The organism is Pseudomonas sp. R4-84 (assembly GCF_054130985.1).
Genome location: NZ_CP096390.1, coordinates 668,258 through 684,477, shown reverse-complemented (window position 1 = coordinate 684,477; position 16,220 = coordinate 668,258). Strand labels below are relative to the sequence as shown.

The 16,220-nt window shown below is 63.0% G+C and carries 12 protein-coding genes; 4 read left to right on the top strand and 8 right to left on the bottom strand.

Annotated features, from left to right (window positions below):
• Position 1 precedes the first annotated feature (1 nt).
• Genes M1D68_RS03160 through M1D68_RS03145 form a run of 4 tightly spaced genes read right to left on the bottom strand, consistent with a single transcriptional unit; the run spans position 2 to position 7,748 of the window.
• A complete protein-coding gene (locus M1D68_RS03160) occupies positions 2-4,570 on the bottom strand; it encodes an alpha-2-macroglobulin family protein (RefSeq protein WP_457970675.1) in 4,569 nt (1,522 codons plus the stop codon).
• Complete coding sequence (locus M1D68_RS03155) at positions 4,567-5,226, bottom strand: DUF1175 domain-containing protein (protein WP_420767564.1); 660 nt, start codon at positions 5,224-5,226, stop codon at positions 4,567-4,569. The genes M1D68_RS03160 and M1D68_RS03155 overlap by 4 nt, the downstream gene beginning before the upstream one ends.
• The gene (locus tag M1D68_RS03150) at positions 5,211-6,920 is read right to left on the bottom strand and encodes a DUF2138 domain-containing protein (RefSeq protein ID WP_457969251.1); all 1,710 of its coding nucleotides are present in this window, start codon (positions 6,918-6,920) and stop codon (positions 5,211-5,213) included. The genes M1D68_RS03155 and M1D68_RS03150 overlap by 16 nt, the downstream gene beginning before the upstream one ends.
• Before the next feature lie 36 nt (positions 6,921-6,956).
• Positions 6,957-7,748 carry a YfaP family protein gene (locus M1D68_RS03145; protein ID WP_420767584.1) on the bottom strand — a complete coding sequence of 264 codons (792 nt, stop codon included), beginning with the start codon at positions 7,746-7,748 and terminating at the stop codon, positions 6,957-6,959.
• A 469-nt stretch (positions 7,749-8,217) separates the two neighbouring features.
• Here M1D68_RS03145 and M1D68_RS03140 point away from each other — a divergent pair, with 469 nt between their 5' ends.
• The 4 genes from M1D68_RS03140 (at position 8,218) to M1D68_RS03125 (ending at position 13,386) form a co-directional block, all read left to right on the top strand.
• Positions 8,218-8,460, top strand: coding sequence for an exodeoxyribonuclease VII small subunit (locus tag M1D68_RS03140; RefSeq protein ID WP_003185917.1), 243 nt, complete (start codon positions 8,218-8,220; stop codon positions 8,458-8,460).
• On the top strand, positions 8,457-9,344 hold the full coding sequence (gene ispA, locus M1D68_RS03135; protein WP_420767562.1) for a (2E,6E)-farnesyl diphosphate synthase: 888 nt from the start codon (positions 8,457-8,459) through the stop codon (positions 9,342-9,344). Before M1D68_RS03140 ends, ispA begins: the two co-directional genes overlap by 4 nt.
• A 113-nt stretch (positions 9,345-9,457) precedes the next feature.
• On the top strand, positions 9,458-11,356 hold the full coding sequence (gene dxs / locus M1D68_RS03130) for a 1-deoxy-D-xylulose-5-phosphate synthase (protein WP_457969249.1): 1,899 nt from the start codon (positions 9,458-9,460) through the stop codon (positions 11,354-11,356).
• A 149-nt stretch (positions 11,357-11,505) separates the two neighbouring features.
• The gene (locus M1D68_RS03125; protein ID WP_457969248.1) at positions 11,506-13,386 is read left to right on the top strand and encodes a TonB-dependent receptor domain-containing protein; all 1,881 of its coding nucleotides are present in this window, start codon (positions 11,506-11,508) and stop codon (positions 13,384-13,386) included.
• A gap of 137 nt (positions 13,387-13,523) precedes the next feature.
• Here the strand turns inward: M1D68_RS03125 and M1D68_RS03120 are convergent, their stop codons facing one another.
• The 4 genes from M1D68_RS03120 to M1D68_RS03105 all read right to left on the bottom strand — a co-directional run bounded on the left by M1D68_RS03120 (position 13,524) and on the right by M1D68_RS03105 (position 16,210).
• Entirely contained in the window at positions 13,524-14,309 is a 786-nt protein-coding gene (locus tag M1D68_RS03120; RefSeq protein ID WP_420767559.1) for a cobalamin-binding protein, read from the bottom strand.
• Positions 14,309-14,728, bottom strand: a complete 420-nt coding sequence (locus tag M1D68_RS03115) for an MFS transporter (protein WP_457969246.1) — start codon at positions 14,726-14,728, stop codon at positions 14,309-14,311. Before M1D68_RS03115 ends, M1D68_RS03120 begins: the two co-directional genes overlap by 1 nt.
• Positions 14,725-15,342: a GTP cyclohydrolase II gene (gene ribA, locus M1D68_RS03110; RefSeq protein ID WP_420767557.1), complete on the bottom strand. Its 618-nt coding sequence runs from the start codon at positions 15,340-15,342 to the stop codon at positions 14,725-14,727. Before ribA ends, M1D68_RS03115 begins: the two co-directional genes overlap by 4 nt.
• A 109-nt stretch (positions 15,343-15,451) precedes the next feature.
• Entirely contained in the window at positions 15,452-16,210 is a 759-nt protein-coding gene (locus tag M1D68_RS03105; protein ID WP_420767556.1) for a substrate-binding periplasmic protein, read from the bottom strand.
• Positions 16,211-16,220: the final 10 nt, after the last annotated feature.

Below are 16,220 nucleotides of genomic sequence, written 5' to 3'. Positions count from 1 at the left end.
GTCAGTTGACCGTCACCTGACCCAGCGCCGGTTTCTGTTCCCGCGCCTGGTTCTGTGGCGCATAGACCTGGGTGAAACGCACCGGCGGCAAGGTGAACTGACCCTTCTGGGAGAAGCGCACCAAATGTCGCAGGCGCAACTCGCCACTGAGGGCATCGACCGGTACCGCGTAGGCCATCTGGCCCGGCTCGAAGCGCGCCTTTTCCAGGGAAGTTGGCTCGCTGTCGGCCTTGCCCATCAACTGGATGCCCCACGTGGTGCGCTCCACATCGGCGCCCGGTGGCAACGGCACTTCGAGCATGCCGTAGCGCAGCGGTGTCGCGGCCTTGCTGTTGATGATCACTTCATCCAGGTAGAGGGCGTCGCTGGACAACGGCTTGTTGCCCACGGCTTCAAGCTTGAACGTGAAAGCCTCGTCGCCCGGCACCAGGCGCGACAGGCGACGGGTGATGGACACCGCCATCGGCGCGACGGGCGCTTGCTGACTCTGGAAGCTCAATGCCGCTTGCAACGGACGCTCCTGGGCGCCGCTGAGCGTCAGCAAGGTCGGCAACTGCGCGCCCTGCCATTGCCAGTAGGTTTCACCCGTGGCGCCTTGCTGGGCTTTCCAACCTTCGCCCGGCGTCAATGCCACGGCCGGCGCGGCCTGTTCGATGCTGCGTTGCAGCCAGGTCAGGGCCAACGCGCGTTCCAAGGTGGATTGCTGCGGCAGCACGCGCTCCAGCAATGCACTGGCGCGGGCCTGATCGAAGCCCTGCAACGACAGCAGCAGTGCTTCCACGAACGGCTGCGAGCTCAGCTCCAACTGCTGTTGCGCGGCCTCGGCCTGACGGCTGAACGCTGCGGGCAACGGCACCTTCGCCTGCTTGGCGAGGGATGCGGTCAGCACCCGGGCGCTGGCCAGGCCGAGGGCCGAATCCGGCGCGTACATGACCAGGCTGTCTTCACCGCTGTCCAGCACGCTCTCGGTGCTGTCTTCACTGGCTTTCGCCAGGTCGTCCATCAGCCCGCTGAGCAAGGTATTCACCGGCAGTTGCATCTGCTTGGCGAACGACAGGATCAACGCCCGCTGCAACAGCGGCGTGTCAGCGGCCTGCTTGGCATAGACCTCCAGCACCCGCTGCCAGTGTTCCGCCGGCAGGTTCAGGTCCAAAGCCTTGCTGGCGTGCCAGTCGGCGTAATAGGCATAAGCGGTGAGGAATGCATCCGGCTCGCCGTCCTGGCCCCACCAGGTGAAGCTCGCCGACGGCCCGGCCATCTGCACCAGGCGCAAGCGGCTGTTCTGCATGATCAACCGCAAGCGGTCGCGGATCTGCGGGTTCGACGCCAGGGTCGGATACGCGATGCTCAATGGCAACAGGCGGCTGGCCGTCTGCTCGACGCCGCCGTACGGGTAGCTCAGCAATTCGTCCAGGGCCGAACGGAAAAGCGCTTGCGGGCTATCGTCCAGGCGCAGGCGGATATCGCTGGCGTCGGCCGGCAGGTTCAGTGGTGTGTCGCCGCCGGCCACATCGAGGCGCTGGCTCTGGGTGACTTGCCAACCGTTGCCGATGGCATTGAGGTGCATGGCCAGGGCGTCCTGGGTCTCACCGTTCAACTGCAACTGGACGCTCAAGTCGCCGCTGCTCAGTTCCAGGGCCGGCAACGCTACGTAGTTGATGCCATTTTTCAGTTCCGCCACCACGCGCTGTTCGGCGCCGGCGCAGCGGATCAGCAGCTCGGCTTTCAAAGGTTTCTCGGACTGGCTGAAAGCGAACAGGCCCAATTGCGGCTTGTCGCCCACACGGAAGCGGGTCGGGCCGCTCCACTTCAGGTACAGCGGTTTTTCCGACGCGATGAATTGCTTCTTCTGACCGACCTGGCCGTCGTCCGCGATTGCCTTGGCGGTGATGCGCCAGCGGGTCAACGAGTCCGGCATTTTGAAGGTAAAGCGGGCCTTGCCGTTGGCGTCGGTGACCAGCTCCGGTTGCCAGGCGGCGGTGTCGACGTCTTCGCGACGCGGCCGCTCCAGCACCTTGACCCCACGCTCGCTGCGGTTGGCCTTGCCCGGCGCGCCGGGGCTGCCTGGCAGTGCCACGTCGTAGCTGATGAACGACAGGCTGGCGCTGGTGCGCACGTTGTTGCGGCGCGGGTGATAGAAGAATTGGTCGATGGTTGGCGCGACTTCCGGTTGCAGCGCGTAGACCATCTCATCGACAACGCTGACGGTCAGGTGCGCCGGGATCGCCTTGCCTGCGAACTGGGTGCCCAGGTCGACGGTCACCGTGTCGCCGGGGCGATAGGTCGCTTTGTCGGTGGTGATCGCTACGTCGATCTGCGGCGCGACGACCTTGATGCCTGCGTTCTGGAAACTGTACTGGCCGCCCTTGGTGTACAGCACGGAGAAGGTCAGGTTCGGCGCGAAATGATCCTTCACGGCGATGCGTGCGCGGTACTGGGTATCGCTGAGTTTTTCCATCTTCAGCCAGTCGGCGCCCTTGGAGAGCATCGCGGTGGCCTCGACCTTGTCCCGCTCCAGTGACAATAGCGCGTCGCTGACCGGCTCCGGGAAGGTGATCAGCGCCAGGGCTTCGTCACCCGTCTTGTACTCGGCTTTATCGAGGACGATTTCGACCGTGCCCGGCACGGCCTTGATGCCTTCGCCCGTCACCGCATGGCTGGTCGCGCCGATGGCCCGGCCATGGTCGTCCTTGAGCGTGAGGTTGTAGGTGCCGGGACGGTCGAAGGTCAGGCTGAAGCCCTTGTCGTTGGCGGCGAGCTTGCCTTCGCCGGTGGTCTGGTCTTCCAGACGCACCCAGGCGTAGCTGCCCGGTGTCACGGCCTTGCTTTGTTCGCTGCCCCCTTCGTTGGCGTAGCTGAACGCGACTTTCTCGCCGGCTGCGCTGAAACGTCGAGGCGCGCCCAGGCGGAAATTCGCCGCGCCGCGGTCGATGAGGATTTCCTTGGTGGTCTTGACCCGATACGCCGCGCCATCACTGGCGAACACCGTGAGCGTGTAGCGGCTCGGTTTGTCGGCGGCCGGCAAATCGAGCGTGGCGTTGCCCTTGTCATCGGTGGTCACTTCGCTGCTGGTCAGCTCGACCGGGAATTGCCCAAGGTATTGCAGCTCGTTATCCACCATCGACAACTGCTGGGCCCGCAGGCTCAGGCTGACCTTGGCGTTCGCCACTGGCTTGCCGTCCGGGTACAGCAGCACCAGATTGCCCTTGACCGGCTCACCGGTGCGGTAATCCTGCTTGGCCAGGTTCAGCGCGATCTCGAAATGCGGCTTGATGTATTCGGCCACGCGGAAGGCGCTGCTGTAGAGCTGGTCCTTGTAGCTGAAGCGCAATTCATAACCACCGGCCACGGCATTTTCCGGCAGTTGGAAACGACCTTGTGTACCGGCCTTGGAATCGAGCTTCAGGGCCAGGGTTTGCAACGCCGTGCCGGTGGCATCGAGCACGCTGACGTTGACGTCCGCGGCCGCTGGTTGCACCGAGTCGCGGGCGTTCTTGAACTCGCGACCGACGATTTTCAGCGACACCCAATCTCCTGGCCGGTACAGCGGCCGGTCAGTGAAGGCGTAGAGCTTGGTGTCGTAGATTTCGCTGTCGTAGTAAAAGTTTTCCGAGACGAATACTCCGCCCTCTTCGTCTTCACCGATGACAAACGAACGCTCCGGGCTGACGTGCTTGAGACGCACCAGGCCGTCTTCATCAGTGGCACCGCTGCTCATCACGCCCAGGCCGTCGGTCCACAGCACATTGACCTTGGGTACCGAGCGCCCTTCATGCTTGCGCGCGGCCCAGACCAGCAATTCGTCACCGGCGATCTTGCTTACGGCCACGGTGTTGGACACGAAAACCATGGTGGTCGCGCGGTATTTGCCAATCAGCGCTTCCACCAGGTACAGGCCCGGTTTCAACTGCCCCAACGGCACGTAGACGTTACCCGGCGCGACGCTGACGAACTCGCTGGACGAACCGGCCAGGTTGACGCCGGCTGGCGGCTGGATCGGCTTGGCCTGCCACAGCGGATAGCGGAACTGGCTGACCACCGGCAAACCGGGGATCAAGGCGAATTGTGCCGGCGCATCGTATGGCGTCGGCGCGATCAGGGCGTTGCCGATCTTCAGCTCCGGCACCTCTTCGGTAACCTGCTGGCGGGATTCGTAGGAGAACGCCCGCTGCATCACGCGACGGGATTTGCGGTACCAGTTGTCCCACAGGTACGCGAGGGTGTTGGACAGGCCTTCACCCTTGAACTGGCCGTCGCTGACCACCCGGTGCAGGTTCTTTTGGCGCTTGAGGAACTCCAACGGCTTTTCGATCCGATAGACCCGGATATCAGCACCGCCGTAGGGCTCCATGCGAAACCGTCGGTAATCACGCCCCGGGGCTTCGAGGCGGACCATCGCCTGCTCGTCGCTGGCGAAGCTGCTGTCGGCCAGCAGGAAAAAGCTTTCACCGGACACCGGCGTATAGCCACTGGGCTCCACGGTGTCTTCGGCATTCACGAGGGGCGCCAACAACAGAGCAAACAGCAGGGGCAGTTTCGAACACAAGCGCAGCATGCGGGCACCGGTCATTGGGTGAGAAAGTTGAGTCGATAGACGCCGATGAAGTTGGGGTTGGCTGCGTCGGGTATCCATCGGGTGTCCTTCCAGTTCATGAGTTGTTGCAGGCTTGCGGAGCGCATGCCGTTGTCGGTTGGGGTGGTGGTGCCGGTGTGATAGGCGATGTAGCGGCCCATCCAGATCATCAAGTGTTGGTCGTCGCCCTGATCGAAGAACATCAGGTCGCCGGGGCGGGCCTGGGTGACATCCCGGCCCACCAGGCGGCTGTTGAACTGGATCAGCTTGATCGCATTGACGTAGGGCCCGATCTTGCCGCCGCCCTGTTGCCATTGCTGGGCGAGACGCCGTTGCGCATCGCTGAGGGGCAGTTCCGGCGGCAGGTAGCGATTGGACAAGCCATTGCTGCGCAGCCATTTTTCATCGTGGACCTTTAGCGCTTCGTTGGCCGCGAAACGCACCAGTCCGGCGCAGTCCTGCTGGTACCAGCGCGGGCTCGGGCCTTTGGTCAGCTGTTCCTGGGCGATGCGCACGAACCAGGCGCGAAAGACCTGGGATTGCTGTGCATCCAGCGCCGGCGCCTCGACGGCAAGCGCCGGCCCGCCGAGCAGCAAAGCCAGCAGCAACGCCCATGCGCGGTTGCGGATCAATCCCGTCACAGCGCTTTCCATTCCAGCGGCAACCACTGCCAGCGACCGTCCGGCTCGCTGCCTTCAGGCAATGTCAGAGCGTATTTGCCGTAGCCGCCGAGGGTGCGCAGTTTAGGGATCAGATAGGTTTGCGCCGCGTTGTAGAACACCGGCTCCATGTCTTGAGGCAGGCTGTCGAGGGTTTCGCGTTGCATCAGTTGCGCCATGGAATCCGGGCCGAAGTAGACCGGCATCAGCAAGTCCTTGGGCACCACGTCGGCCATGGGCGGGAAGCGCTTGTCGAGGGTACCGAGGGCTTTGTCGACCAGCTTGTCATCAAGGGAGAACAGCAACGTCGAACCGTGGCGCGCCAGGCTCACGCGCATGAACGCCTTGCCGGTGATCGCTTCAGGCTGCTCCGCCTCTTTGGCCGCGTAAGGGCCGAAGTTGGTGCTGACCTGGCGTTGCCATTGGTGCATCGAACCTTGTTGTTTCTCTACCACCGGGAACGCGTGTTCAGCGACATTGTTTTCATATGCCCCCACCATCGAACCAAACAGGTTGCCCAAATCGGCGTCGAGCTTGCCATCGTCTTCGTTCAGGCTCGCCACCAGCAATGGCGTGTACAGGCGAGAATCGGCGTACCAGCACAGGCCCGCCGCGCCCGCCACATGATCAACCATGGCCTGGGCGGCTTTTTCCTCGGCGCCCAGTTTCACCAGCAACGGTTTCTGCTGCTCGGCGGCCAGGGGCAACGCTACGCAGGCGCTGGCGCCCATGGGCATGGCTTGCCAGATCGGTTTGAAATCGAAGTCCGGCTGGTTTTCCAGTTCGTCCATGGCCAAAAAGCTGTGCCAGCCCTTGTCGTCCATGTCGAAGCGCAAGCCGGCGAAGTTCGGGATGAAACGCTGGTAGCCCATGGCAAGCACACTGGCGTTGACTGAGATGCGCTGCTTGACCTCGGGTGCCTTGGCCGCCAGGCCGAATGCTTCGGGGAAGAGTTTTTCCCCCGCCAGCAGGGCTTCTAAGGCCTGGGTCGAAACCATGCCGGCTTCATCGGTAGGGCCATGGCCTTGGTCGTACAGCTTGCTCGGGTTGGAGAGCACGACGAGTTTGTCGCCGTGGGAGGCGAAAACCAGGGATTTGCTGGCGTTATAGCTCAGCTGATAGAGCGCGACCTCATCGCCGCTCACCTTCAGGTCGCCGAGCTTGCTCAACTGGGTGTCATCCAGGGCGACTTTCGCCAGCGGTTCCAGGACCTTGGCCAACCCGCCGCGATCCATCACCAGCAGGAAATCCTTGAGACGACCGTCCGCCCCGCGCCACAAGGCCACGTCCGCCGGCTGGTCGAAAAGCTGCTCGATCAGGCTGTCCTGCAGCTTGAGGTCATGCTCGTAGATGATCCGGCGCAGGCTGCCGATCAGGCCGAGACGGTCGGCGTGGGCTTCGTAATAGAAGACAAAATCTTCGGTGAGCGTGGCCTTGAGAAACGGCACCGTTAACAGGTCCTTGGGCAACTGACTCAGGGAATGCGCCTCGATCAAGCCGTCGGGACGACTCACGCCGAGTTTTTCCAACGCCAGCGCCATGGGCGGGGCCTTGGGCTTGGTCATGAACCAGCCCAACCCGGCGGCAGCGCCGGCCACCAGGCACAGCCCGATCAGAATCGCCGGCCAACGGCGCCCAGGTTTGGCGACAGGTGTCGGCGTGGTCGGGGAAGCAGTGTTGTCGCTCATATTCACAAGGGCCTATTCATCCGTGGAGCGGAGTACTTAGTAGTTGAACGTCTTGACCAGCAGCAGATCGCCAATGGCGCGCAGGGGCACGACAAAGGTTTCGCGTTTTTCATCGACGGTGTTTTCGTTGAGCACCAGGTTGATCTGCGAGGTGATTACCTCGTTCTGGTTGCTGGCTTCGTCGAAGTTGTAGCCGCCGCTGCCGTAGTTGCCCCAATAGTTCACGTACACCAGGTAAGTGCCGTGCATGGGTGCGGTCATGGTGAACATCTCGGGGCCGGGGCCGTCGACGCCGTCCGGGTCGAGGCCGCCGCCGTTGGTCAGGGCCGGCCGGCCGAAAAAAGCATGTTGGCCGTCGGGTGTGACGATATGCAGGTCGAGTTCGGCTTTCGGATCGTCCCAGCCCAGCACCACGCGGATTTGCGCCGGAGTGCGCAAGTTGTTGGCTTCATAGAATTGCACGCGCTTGAGGGACTGGCCTTCGGAGCTGCGCACCTCGACGCTGTTGGAACCGGCGCCAAACGCGTACGGCCGGGCGAAACGCCCCTCGTCATCGGTGTAGAGATTCAGCGGGTTGCCGTTGACCGACAGGCTATGGGGCTGGCGCGCCGTGCCCATGTCCTTGATCCGGCCTTCGATCATCGTGCGGTTGCGCTGCACGCCCCGATCGATCGGTGGCGTGGGGTAGGCGACTTGCGGGTTTTGCGTGCGATCGAGCAAGCCGTGGTAACGCCAGCCGCCGACCGGCTCCGACATTTCAGCCGAAGGCCCGGCCCACGCCAGCGGCGCGCCGAGCAGCACGATCAACAATGAAAGAAAACGCACTATGCCTCCTGCCATGCACGACGCAACCCGGCGCCCTTCCTCGGCGCTGCTTGTCATTGTTCGGGTTTCGTCTGAAGGCCCCGTCGCAAGAGGGCCGTAGATGGCGCGAAGAGTAGCCATTTGACGGATTTTTCACAATCGGGGGACGCGCGATTCTGTGTGGGAAATCACGTATCGAAGCTGATGTGAGCCGAATAGGGAATTTATTCGGCTCACGAAATGAGCCGAATACGGAACCCGACGTCACTTCTGACGAAATCCCGTGGCGAGGGAGCTTGCTCCCGCTGGGCTGCGCAGCAGCCCCAAACCCGCCGGGTTGATCCAGTTTGCGACCGCTGCGCGCTCGAGCGGGAGCAGGCTCCCTCGCCACAAAAGCACTGGATCATAGCCCGCATTACCCCGCCCTGATTTGCCCGAGCACCCCTTGTCTGCTAGTGTCGCGCCGGTTTAACAGTCAACCGGAATAGCCGCCATGGCCCGCAAAAAAGCTGCATTGGATTTCGAACAATCTCTGGCCGACCTGCAGACGCTGGTCGAACGCCTGGAGAACGGCGAACTGTCGCTGGAAGACTCGCTGACTGCTTTCGAGCAAGGTATCGGCTTGACTCGCGACTGCCAGGCAGCGCTGGCCCAGGCCGAGCAGAAGGTACAATTGCTGCTCGAACGCGACGGCGAGCTGACCGAAGAACCTTTCGACGCGGAACAGCCTGAATGATCGGCGCCTATCAGGCCAGCAGCCAGGCCCGGGTCAATGCTGCACTGGAGACCCTGTTCAGCGCCCCGAGCCCGGAACTGGCGCGCCTGTACGAAGCCATGCGCTACAGCGTGATGAACGGCGGCAAGCGTGTGCGCCCGCTGCTGGCCTATGCCGCGTGCGAAGCCCTTGGCGGCGTGGCCGAGCAGGCCAACGGCGCGGCCTGCGCGGTCGAGCTGATCCATGCCTATTCCCTGGTGCATGACGACCTGCCCGCCATGGACGACGACGACCTGCGTCGCGGCCAGCCGACAACCCACAAGAAATTCGACGAAGCCTGCGCAATTCTTGCGGGCGACGGTTTGCAGAGCCTCGCTTTCAGCGCCCTGCTGGACCCGACCCTGAGCGAATGCCCGGCGCAGGTTCGCCTGGACATGGTCAGCGCCCTGGCGTTGGCGGCGGGCCCGGCCGGCATGGTGGGTGGCCAGGCCATCGACTTGGGTTCGGTGGGCCTGAAGCTGGATCAGAGCGCGCTGGAATACATGCACCGGCACAAGACCGGCGCTCTGATCGAGGCCAGCGTCCGGCTCGGCGCCCTGGCCAGCGGCCGGGCCACGCCGGAACAACTGCAAGCCTTGCAGACCTACGCCCGGGCCATCGGCCTGGCGTTCCAGGTTCAGGACGATATCCTCGACGTCGAAAGCGATACCCAGACCCTGGGCAAGCGCCAGGGCGCCGACATTGCGCGCGACAAGCCGACCTATCCGGCCTTGCTCGGCCTCGATGCAGCCAAGGCCTACGCCCTGGAACTGCGCGACCAGGCCCTGGCCGCGCTGCGACCCTTTGACGCGGCGGCCGAACCGTTGCGCGATCTGGCGCGTTATATCGTCGAACGACGCAGCTGATCCACGGTCAACCCATTTAAGTGCGTATCGGCCAAGTTCCGGCCGACGCGTGGGCAGCTTGCGATGCATAAGGTAAACTGCCGCCTCTTTCTATACCTATAACGATTCGCCTGATGCCCACGACGTTTCAAGAGATCCCCCGCACACGCCCGACCACGCCCCTGCTGGACCGCGCCAACACGCCGGACGGCCTGCGTCGACTGGGTGAAGCCGAGCTGGAGACCCTGGCCGATGAGTTGCGCCTGGAACTGCTCTACACGGTCGGCCAGACCGGTGGGCACTTTGGCGCGGGCCTGGGTGTCATCGAGCTGACCATCGCGTTGCACTACGTCTTCGACACACCGGACGACCGGTTGGTGTGGGACGTCGGGCACCAGGCGTATCCGCACAAGATCCTCACCGGTCGTCGCGACCGCATGGGCACGTTGCGCCAGAAGGACGGTGTCGCCGCCTTTCCGCGCCGCTCCGAGAGCGAATACGACACCTTTGGCGTCGGTCACTCCAGCACCTCCATCAGCGCCGCCCTGGGCATGGCGATTGCCGCCCGCCTGCAAAACAGCGAGCGCAAGGCGATTGCCGTGATCGGCGACGGTGCACTGACCGCAGGCATGGCCTTCGAGGCGCTGAACCATGCGCCGGAGGTCAACGCCAACATGCTGGTGATACTGAACGACAATGACATGTCGATCTCGCGCAACGTTGGCGGATTGTCCAATTACCTGGCGAAGATCCTCTCGAGCCGCACCTACGCCAGCATGCGCGAAGGCAGCAAGAAGGTCCTGTCGCGCCTGCCGGGCGCCTGGGAAATCGCCCGACGCACCGAAGAATATGCCAAGGGCATGCTGGTGCCCGGCACGCTGTTCGAGGAGCTGGGCTGGAACTACATCGGCCCCATCGACGGCCATGACCTGCCCACGCTGATCGCCACCCTGCGCAATATGCGCGATCTCAAAGGCCCGCAGTTCCTGCACGTGGTCACCAAGAAAGGCAAAGGCTTCGCCCCGGCGGAAGTCGACCCGATCGGTTACCACGCCATCACCAAGCTTGAACCCCTGGATGCCCCGGCCGCCGCGCCGAAAAAGATCGGTGGGCCGAAATATTCCGGCGTGTTCGGCCAATGGCTGTGCGACATGGCCGCCGCCGACCCGCGCCTGGTGGGCATTACCCCGGCGATGAAGGAAGGCTCCGACCTGGTGGCGTTCAGCGAACGCTACCCGCAGCGTTATTTCGACGTAGCGATTGCCGAACAACATGCCGTGACCCTTGCGGCCGGCATGGCCTGCGAAGGCGCCAAGCCGGTGGTGGCAATCTATTCGACTTTCCTTCAGCGCGGCTATGACCAACTCGTCCACGACGTGGCTGTGCAGAACCTCGATGTGCTGTTCGCCATCGACCGCGCCGGGCTGGTGGGCGAAGACGGCCCGACCCACGCCGGCAGCTTCGACTTGTCCTACTTGCGCTGCATCCCCGGCATGTTGGTGATGACGCCGAGCGATGAAAACGAATTGCGCAAGATGCTCACCACCGGCCACCTGTTCAATGGCCCGGCGGCAGTGCGCTACCCTCGCGGCACCGGCCCGAACGCGACGATCGAGGCTGACCTTGAGCCCATCGAGATCGGCAAGGGCGTGATCCGCCGTCGAGGCAAGCAAGCGGCCCTGTTGGTGTTTGGCGTGCAGTTGGCCGAAGCCCTGAAAGCCGCCGAAAAGCTTGATGCCACCGTGGTGGACATGCGCTTTGTCAAACCCCTCGACGAAGACCTGGTGCGCGAGATGGCCGACAGCCACGAACTGCTGGTGACCATCGAGGAAAACGCCATCATGGGTGGTGCCGGCGCCGCGGTCAGCGAATTCCTGGCGCGGGAAAACATCCTCAAGTCGGTACTGCACCTTGGGCTGCCGGATCTCTACGTCGAACACGCCAAGCCTGCGCAAATGCTGGCCGAATGCGGGCTGGACGAGGCGGGGATCGAAGCGGCGGTGCGACTGCGGTTGCAGCTGTTGGGCCTGTAACTCTTCAGACCACACGGCCCCCCTGTGGGAGCGAGCCTGCTCGCGGTAGCGGTAGACCAGTCGATGCCGTGCTGACTGACCTACCGCTATCGCGAGCAGGCTCGCTCCCACATTGGTTTCTGTGTGGACCACGAAATCATGGAACACCGATGAAACGCCGCCTCGCCCTCGCCCTCTCCCTGCTCCCCACCCCCGACCTGCTGGCCAATACCTTCGAACGCGACCAAGCCCTCAAGCTGCCCGACATCCTCATCAGCGCCAACCGCCAGGTAGAGGCCCGCAACGACAGCAGCGCCGCCAACACGGTATTCACCCGTGACGACATCGACCGCCTGCAACCGGCCAGTGTCACCGACTTGCTCAGCCGCGTGCCGGGCGTGCAAGTGGCGCCATTGGGCGGGCGCGGCAGCCTGCCGGGGATTTACATCCGCGGCACCAAGTCGGCCCAGAGCCTGGTGTTGGTGGACGGCCAGCGCATCGGCAACGCCACCTCTGGCGACAGCAACCTGCAACGCCTGAATATCAACCAGATCGAGCGGGTAGAAGTGTTGCGTGGCTCGCGCTCGGTGATCTACGGCGCCGATGCGGTGGGCGGGGTGATCCAGATCTTCACACGGCGCGGCAACGATCAAGGGCTGCGACCACGCCTGCGCCTGGGTATTGGCAGCCACCAGACCTGGGAGCGCAGCGTGGGCATGTCCGGAGGCGACGAGCAGACGCGTTTCAACCTCGGCGCCAGCCTGGACGAAACCGCAGGAAGCAATCGGACCCACGAGTCCTACGCCAGCGACCGAGACGCCGACGCCAACCGCAACCGGTCCTTCAGCCTGAGCTTGAGCCATGCCGCCAGCGACGATCTGGAGCTCGGCCTGAACCTGCTGGATAACCGTGGCAAAAGTGAATACGACAACCCGTTCGGCCGCTTCGACCCCAGCACCTTCGAGTCCTTGCCCCAGCAGCCGTACAGCGAGTTTGCGGTAAGCAGTTTCAGCAGTTACGCGAACGCTCGGATCAACGACGCCTGGACGTCCCGCCTCGAACTGAGCCACAGCGAGAACCGTGAGAAAACGTTCGACAAGCTCAGTGATGTTCGCGAAGTCTTCAACACCTACCGCGATTCGGTGAATTGGCAGAACGACGTGACACTGGACGAGCGCAACAGCCTGATCGTGGGCGGCGACTGGTATCAAGACCGGGTCAACAGCAGCACGCCGTTCGAGGAAGACAGCCGCTGGAACCGCGCGGCGTTTATCCAGCATCGCTACCAGGCCGAAACCTTCTCGACAGAGTTGGGCCTGCGCCGCGACCAGAACCAGCAATTTGGTGGCCAGAACAGTTGGAGCGGCACCTTCACCTTGCCAGTGAACTCGGACAACGACGTATTGCTGACCTACAGCGAAAGCTTTCGCGCCCCCACATTCAACGACTTGTATTACCCGGACTTCAGCAACCCAGACCTGAAACCCGAAACGGCCAAGAGCTACGAAGTGCAATGGCGCAGCCAACTTAGCGACAGCGCCCGCCTGGAGGCTTCGCTGTACCGCACGGACCTGGAGGACGCGATCATCTTCGGCAGCGGCTCACGCCCGCAGAACGTTGCGTCGGCGCGGATCAATGGTTTCGAAGCGGCCTTGCGGCAGGAATTGTTCGGTTGGCAGGGCAACCTGGGCCTGGCCTTCATCGACCCACGGGACCGTGACAGCGGCCACACCCTGGCCCGCCGCGCTCGTCGCACGTTGAGCCTGGACCTGGACCGACAATTCGATCGCCTGGGTTTCGGCGCCACCTGGCAAGCGGTGAGCAGCAGCTATGACGACGAAAACAACCGCAATGCCCTGAGCGGCTATGCCCTGCTCGGGTTGCGCGGCAGTTGGGCGCTGAGCCGGGAAGTGAAGTTGGAGATGAAGGTGGATAACCTGTTGGACAAAGGTTACAGCCGGGCGCTGTATAGCCATGAGGGGTTGGAGCACGGGTATCGGGAGGAGGGTCGGGCGTGGTTGTTTGGGGTGACCTGGACCCCGGAATTTTGATCCAGAATCTGTTGTGCCTGGGCCGCCCCCATCGCGAGCAGGCTCGCTCCCACAATTTGATTCGATGTGAATCCAAAATCAGCGGCGCTACGAATCCTTGTGGGAGCGAGCTTGCTCGCTATTGAAGGCACCGAGGTCTACCGGTCGGGCGCAATCAACCCACACAGCCGCGCTGTCGCCTCGATCATCTGCCCACTGGGCCGCTCCAGCCCTTTGTCATCCACCAGCAAAAGTCGCCCCTGCGCCACCGGCCAGGCTTTCCAGGCATCGAGCTGTGCCTGATCCGTGGCGAGGATCATCTGCGGTTGGCGCTGCAGTACCGATTCCACACTCACTTGCGGCGCCGGTACGCTCAGGTCGGCGAACACATTGCGCGCGCCGCATATCGCCAAGGCGTCACTGATGATCTGCCCACCGCCGACGGTATACAGCGGCCGGTCCCAGACCTGATAGAACACCGGCACAGGCCTCTCCCGTCGGTAGCGTTGGCGTAGCGCCTCCAGGCGCTGGCGCAGTTGCGCCGCTCGCTGCACGCCCCGCTCCGGGCGGCCGAGTTGGGTGGCTATATCTTGAATTTGCGTAATGAGTTGATCGAGATCGTGGGGCTCGGCGACGTAGATCGGGATGCCCAACGCCTTGAGCTGCTGGCGCTGGGCCGGCCCCACGCTGCCTGGCCAAAGCAGTAGCAGATCAGGCTTGAGGCTGAGCAGGCGCTCCATATCCAGTTGGCCGTAACGCCCAACGGAAGGCAGCTCTTTGAGGGCCGGCGGACGTTCACCACCGTCCAACACACCCACCAGCAGGTCAGCGGAGTCCAGCTCAACGACTATTTCAGAAAGCGAGGGCGCCAGGCTGACAACGCGCGAAGCCGCCATGGTCGAGGCGCTGGCGGCCAGCAGGAGGACCGCCAGCCAGAGACGCATCAACCGAGCTGACGCGGGATGCGATACAGGTAGAACAGCACGGCGGTGGATAACGCCAACAGCATCAGCGGCACCGCTTCGAGGCCGACGAATACCGCCAACGCGCCAATCCAGGCCGGCAGGCCTGCCACCAGGAAAGCTGCGCGACGCCGGGCTGCCAGGGTGATCCAGGCCTCGGGTTCTCCAGGCGTATCGAGGGATTTTTGCGTGGCGATCAAGGCGTTTTTATAGCCGCCGAAAAACCGCAGGCTGACAAACATCGACGCGACGCCCGCGATGAACAGCGGCATCGCCAGCACCGGCAGGATCGCCTCGCCCTGACCAAATACCGTGTTGATCACAAATAATGGCAGCAAGGCCAGCGCCAGGTACTGCCACCAACTGACGGCCAGCCGCCGCCGAACCTGGCCGCGCGTCACGCCCGGTCGACCTCGCCCTGGTGCTCGTTGCCCATCATGTGGTCGAGTTTACTGGCTTTGGTCGCCAGGTAGAGCTTGTTGTGAGGGTTGTGGCCGGTGTGCAGCGGCACGCGTTCAGCCACCGCGATGCCCATGTCGGTCAGTGCCTTGACCTTGCGCGGGTTGTTGGTCATCAACCGCAAGGCCTTGACGCCCAGGTGTTCCAGCATCGGCAGGCAGATGCTGTAATCGCGCAAATCGGCGGCGAAGCCGAGGCGCTCGTTGGCTTCCACGGTGTCGGCCCCGCCGTCTTGCAATTCATAGGCACGGATCTTGTTCAACAGGCCAATGCCGCGCCCTTCCTGGCGCAAATACAGCAGCACGCCGCGACCTTCACGGGCGATGGCTTGCAGCGCGGCTTCAAGCTGCGAGCCGCAATCACAGCGCTGGCTGAACAACGCATCGCCCGTCAGGCATTCGGAGTGCAGGCGACCGAGTACCGGAGCGCCGTCGGCGAAATCACCCAGGCTCAGCACGACGTGCTCGCGACCGGTGGCTTCATCGAGAAAACCATGCATGGTGAATTGAGCAAAAGGCGTTGGCAGCTTGGAAGCGGCAACAAAAACGACAGGCACCGGTGTGCTCCTGATCTAGTACTGGAGATTCGCAGAGGCGGGCATTGTAACAGCACGATCCGATGGGCGCTTAGGCTGAATTATCACGCATAACCATCGAAAAGTTTGATCACAACTTCGGTGGTTTGCCGTGCTCGTCGAAGGGATAGGGTTGATTCCAACGCTCGAAAATCGGTTTCAGCTCACCGCTCTTCACTAACACTTCCATGCGTCGGTCGAACAGCGCACGCAGCACGCGACCGTTTTCGTTGTCGGCGAAGCCCAGGTACAGCGGTAGATTGATCAGCGGCGACATTTTGAATTGCTGGGGATCGTCGGCCTTGGCGAGCACCTCCTCGATCTCCATGGAAGCATCGATATAAAAATCGGCACGGTCATGGGCCAGCATCGGCAGGATTCCCACGGCGCGATGAATTTCGTTGAAACGTCGTACGTTGGGCAGGTAGTTGTCGTACTCGTAGCCGCGCATCCACACCAGTCGATAGTTGCCGATGGTGGCTAACGTTGGGGACGGCTTGGAGGCCAGTCCGAGGGCATAGATATGGTCAACATCGTAGTGCCACTTTGGGTAAAGCACTCCTGCGGACTCATTCCGATAGGCGCCGACCTGCACATCGACCTCGCCGCGCTGCACCAACCCGATCGAGCGCGTGTAGGGCACGCTACGGGTTTCCAGCTTGACGCCTTCGGGCTCGAATACCGCGCGCAAAAGCTCCCACCCCATGCCCTGCCCATCGGCCTGTGTGTAATCGGCCCACTCTTCACTGGCGGCGCGAATCTTGCCGGGCAGCGGCGCCGACTCGGCCACCCGAACGCCGAACAACGCTCCGATACACAGCAACAGCAAAAGTGCGCGGCTTACGCCCATGCCTCGTTCC

Coding starts and splice junctions, on each gene's coding strand:
- M1D68_RS03160 (WP_457970675.1), bottom strand. CDS start 4,570: ATGACCGGTGCCCGCATGCTGCGCTTGTGTTCGAAACTGCCCCTGCTG.
- M1D68_RS03155 (WP_420767564.1), bottom strand. CDS start 5,226: ATGGAAAGCGCTGTGACGGGATTGATCCGCAACCGCGCATGGGCGTTG.
- M1D68_RS03150 (WP_457969251.1), bottom strand. CDS start 6,920: ATGAGCGACAACACTGCTTCCCCGACCACGCCGACACCTGTCGCCAAA.
- M1D68_RS03140 (WP_003185917.1), top strand. CDS start 8,218: ATGGCCCGCAAAAAAGCTGCATTGGATTTCGAACAATCTCTGGCCGAC.
- ispA (WP_420767562.1), top strand. CDS start 8,457: ATGATCGGCGCCTATCAGGCCAGCAGCCAGGCCCGGGTCAATGCTGCA.
- dxs (WP_457969249.1), top strand. CDS start 9,458: ATGCCCACGACGTTTCAAGAGATCCCCCGCACACGCCCGACCACGCCC.
- M1D68_RS03125 (WP_457969248.1), top strand. CDS start 11,506: ATGAAACGCCGCCTCGCCCTCGCCCTCTCCCTGCTCCCCACCCCCGAC.
- M1D68_RS03120 (WP_420767559.1), bottom strand. CDS start 14,309: ATGCGTCTCTGGCTGGCGGTCCTCCTGCTGGCCGCCAGCGCCTCGACC.
- M1D68_RS03105 (WP_420767556.1), bottom strand. CDS start 16,210: ATGGGCGTAAGCCGCGCACTTTTGCTGTTGCTGTGTATCGGAGCGTTG.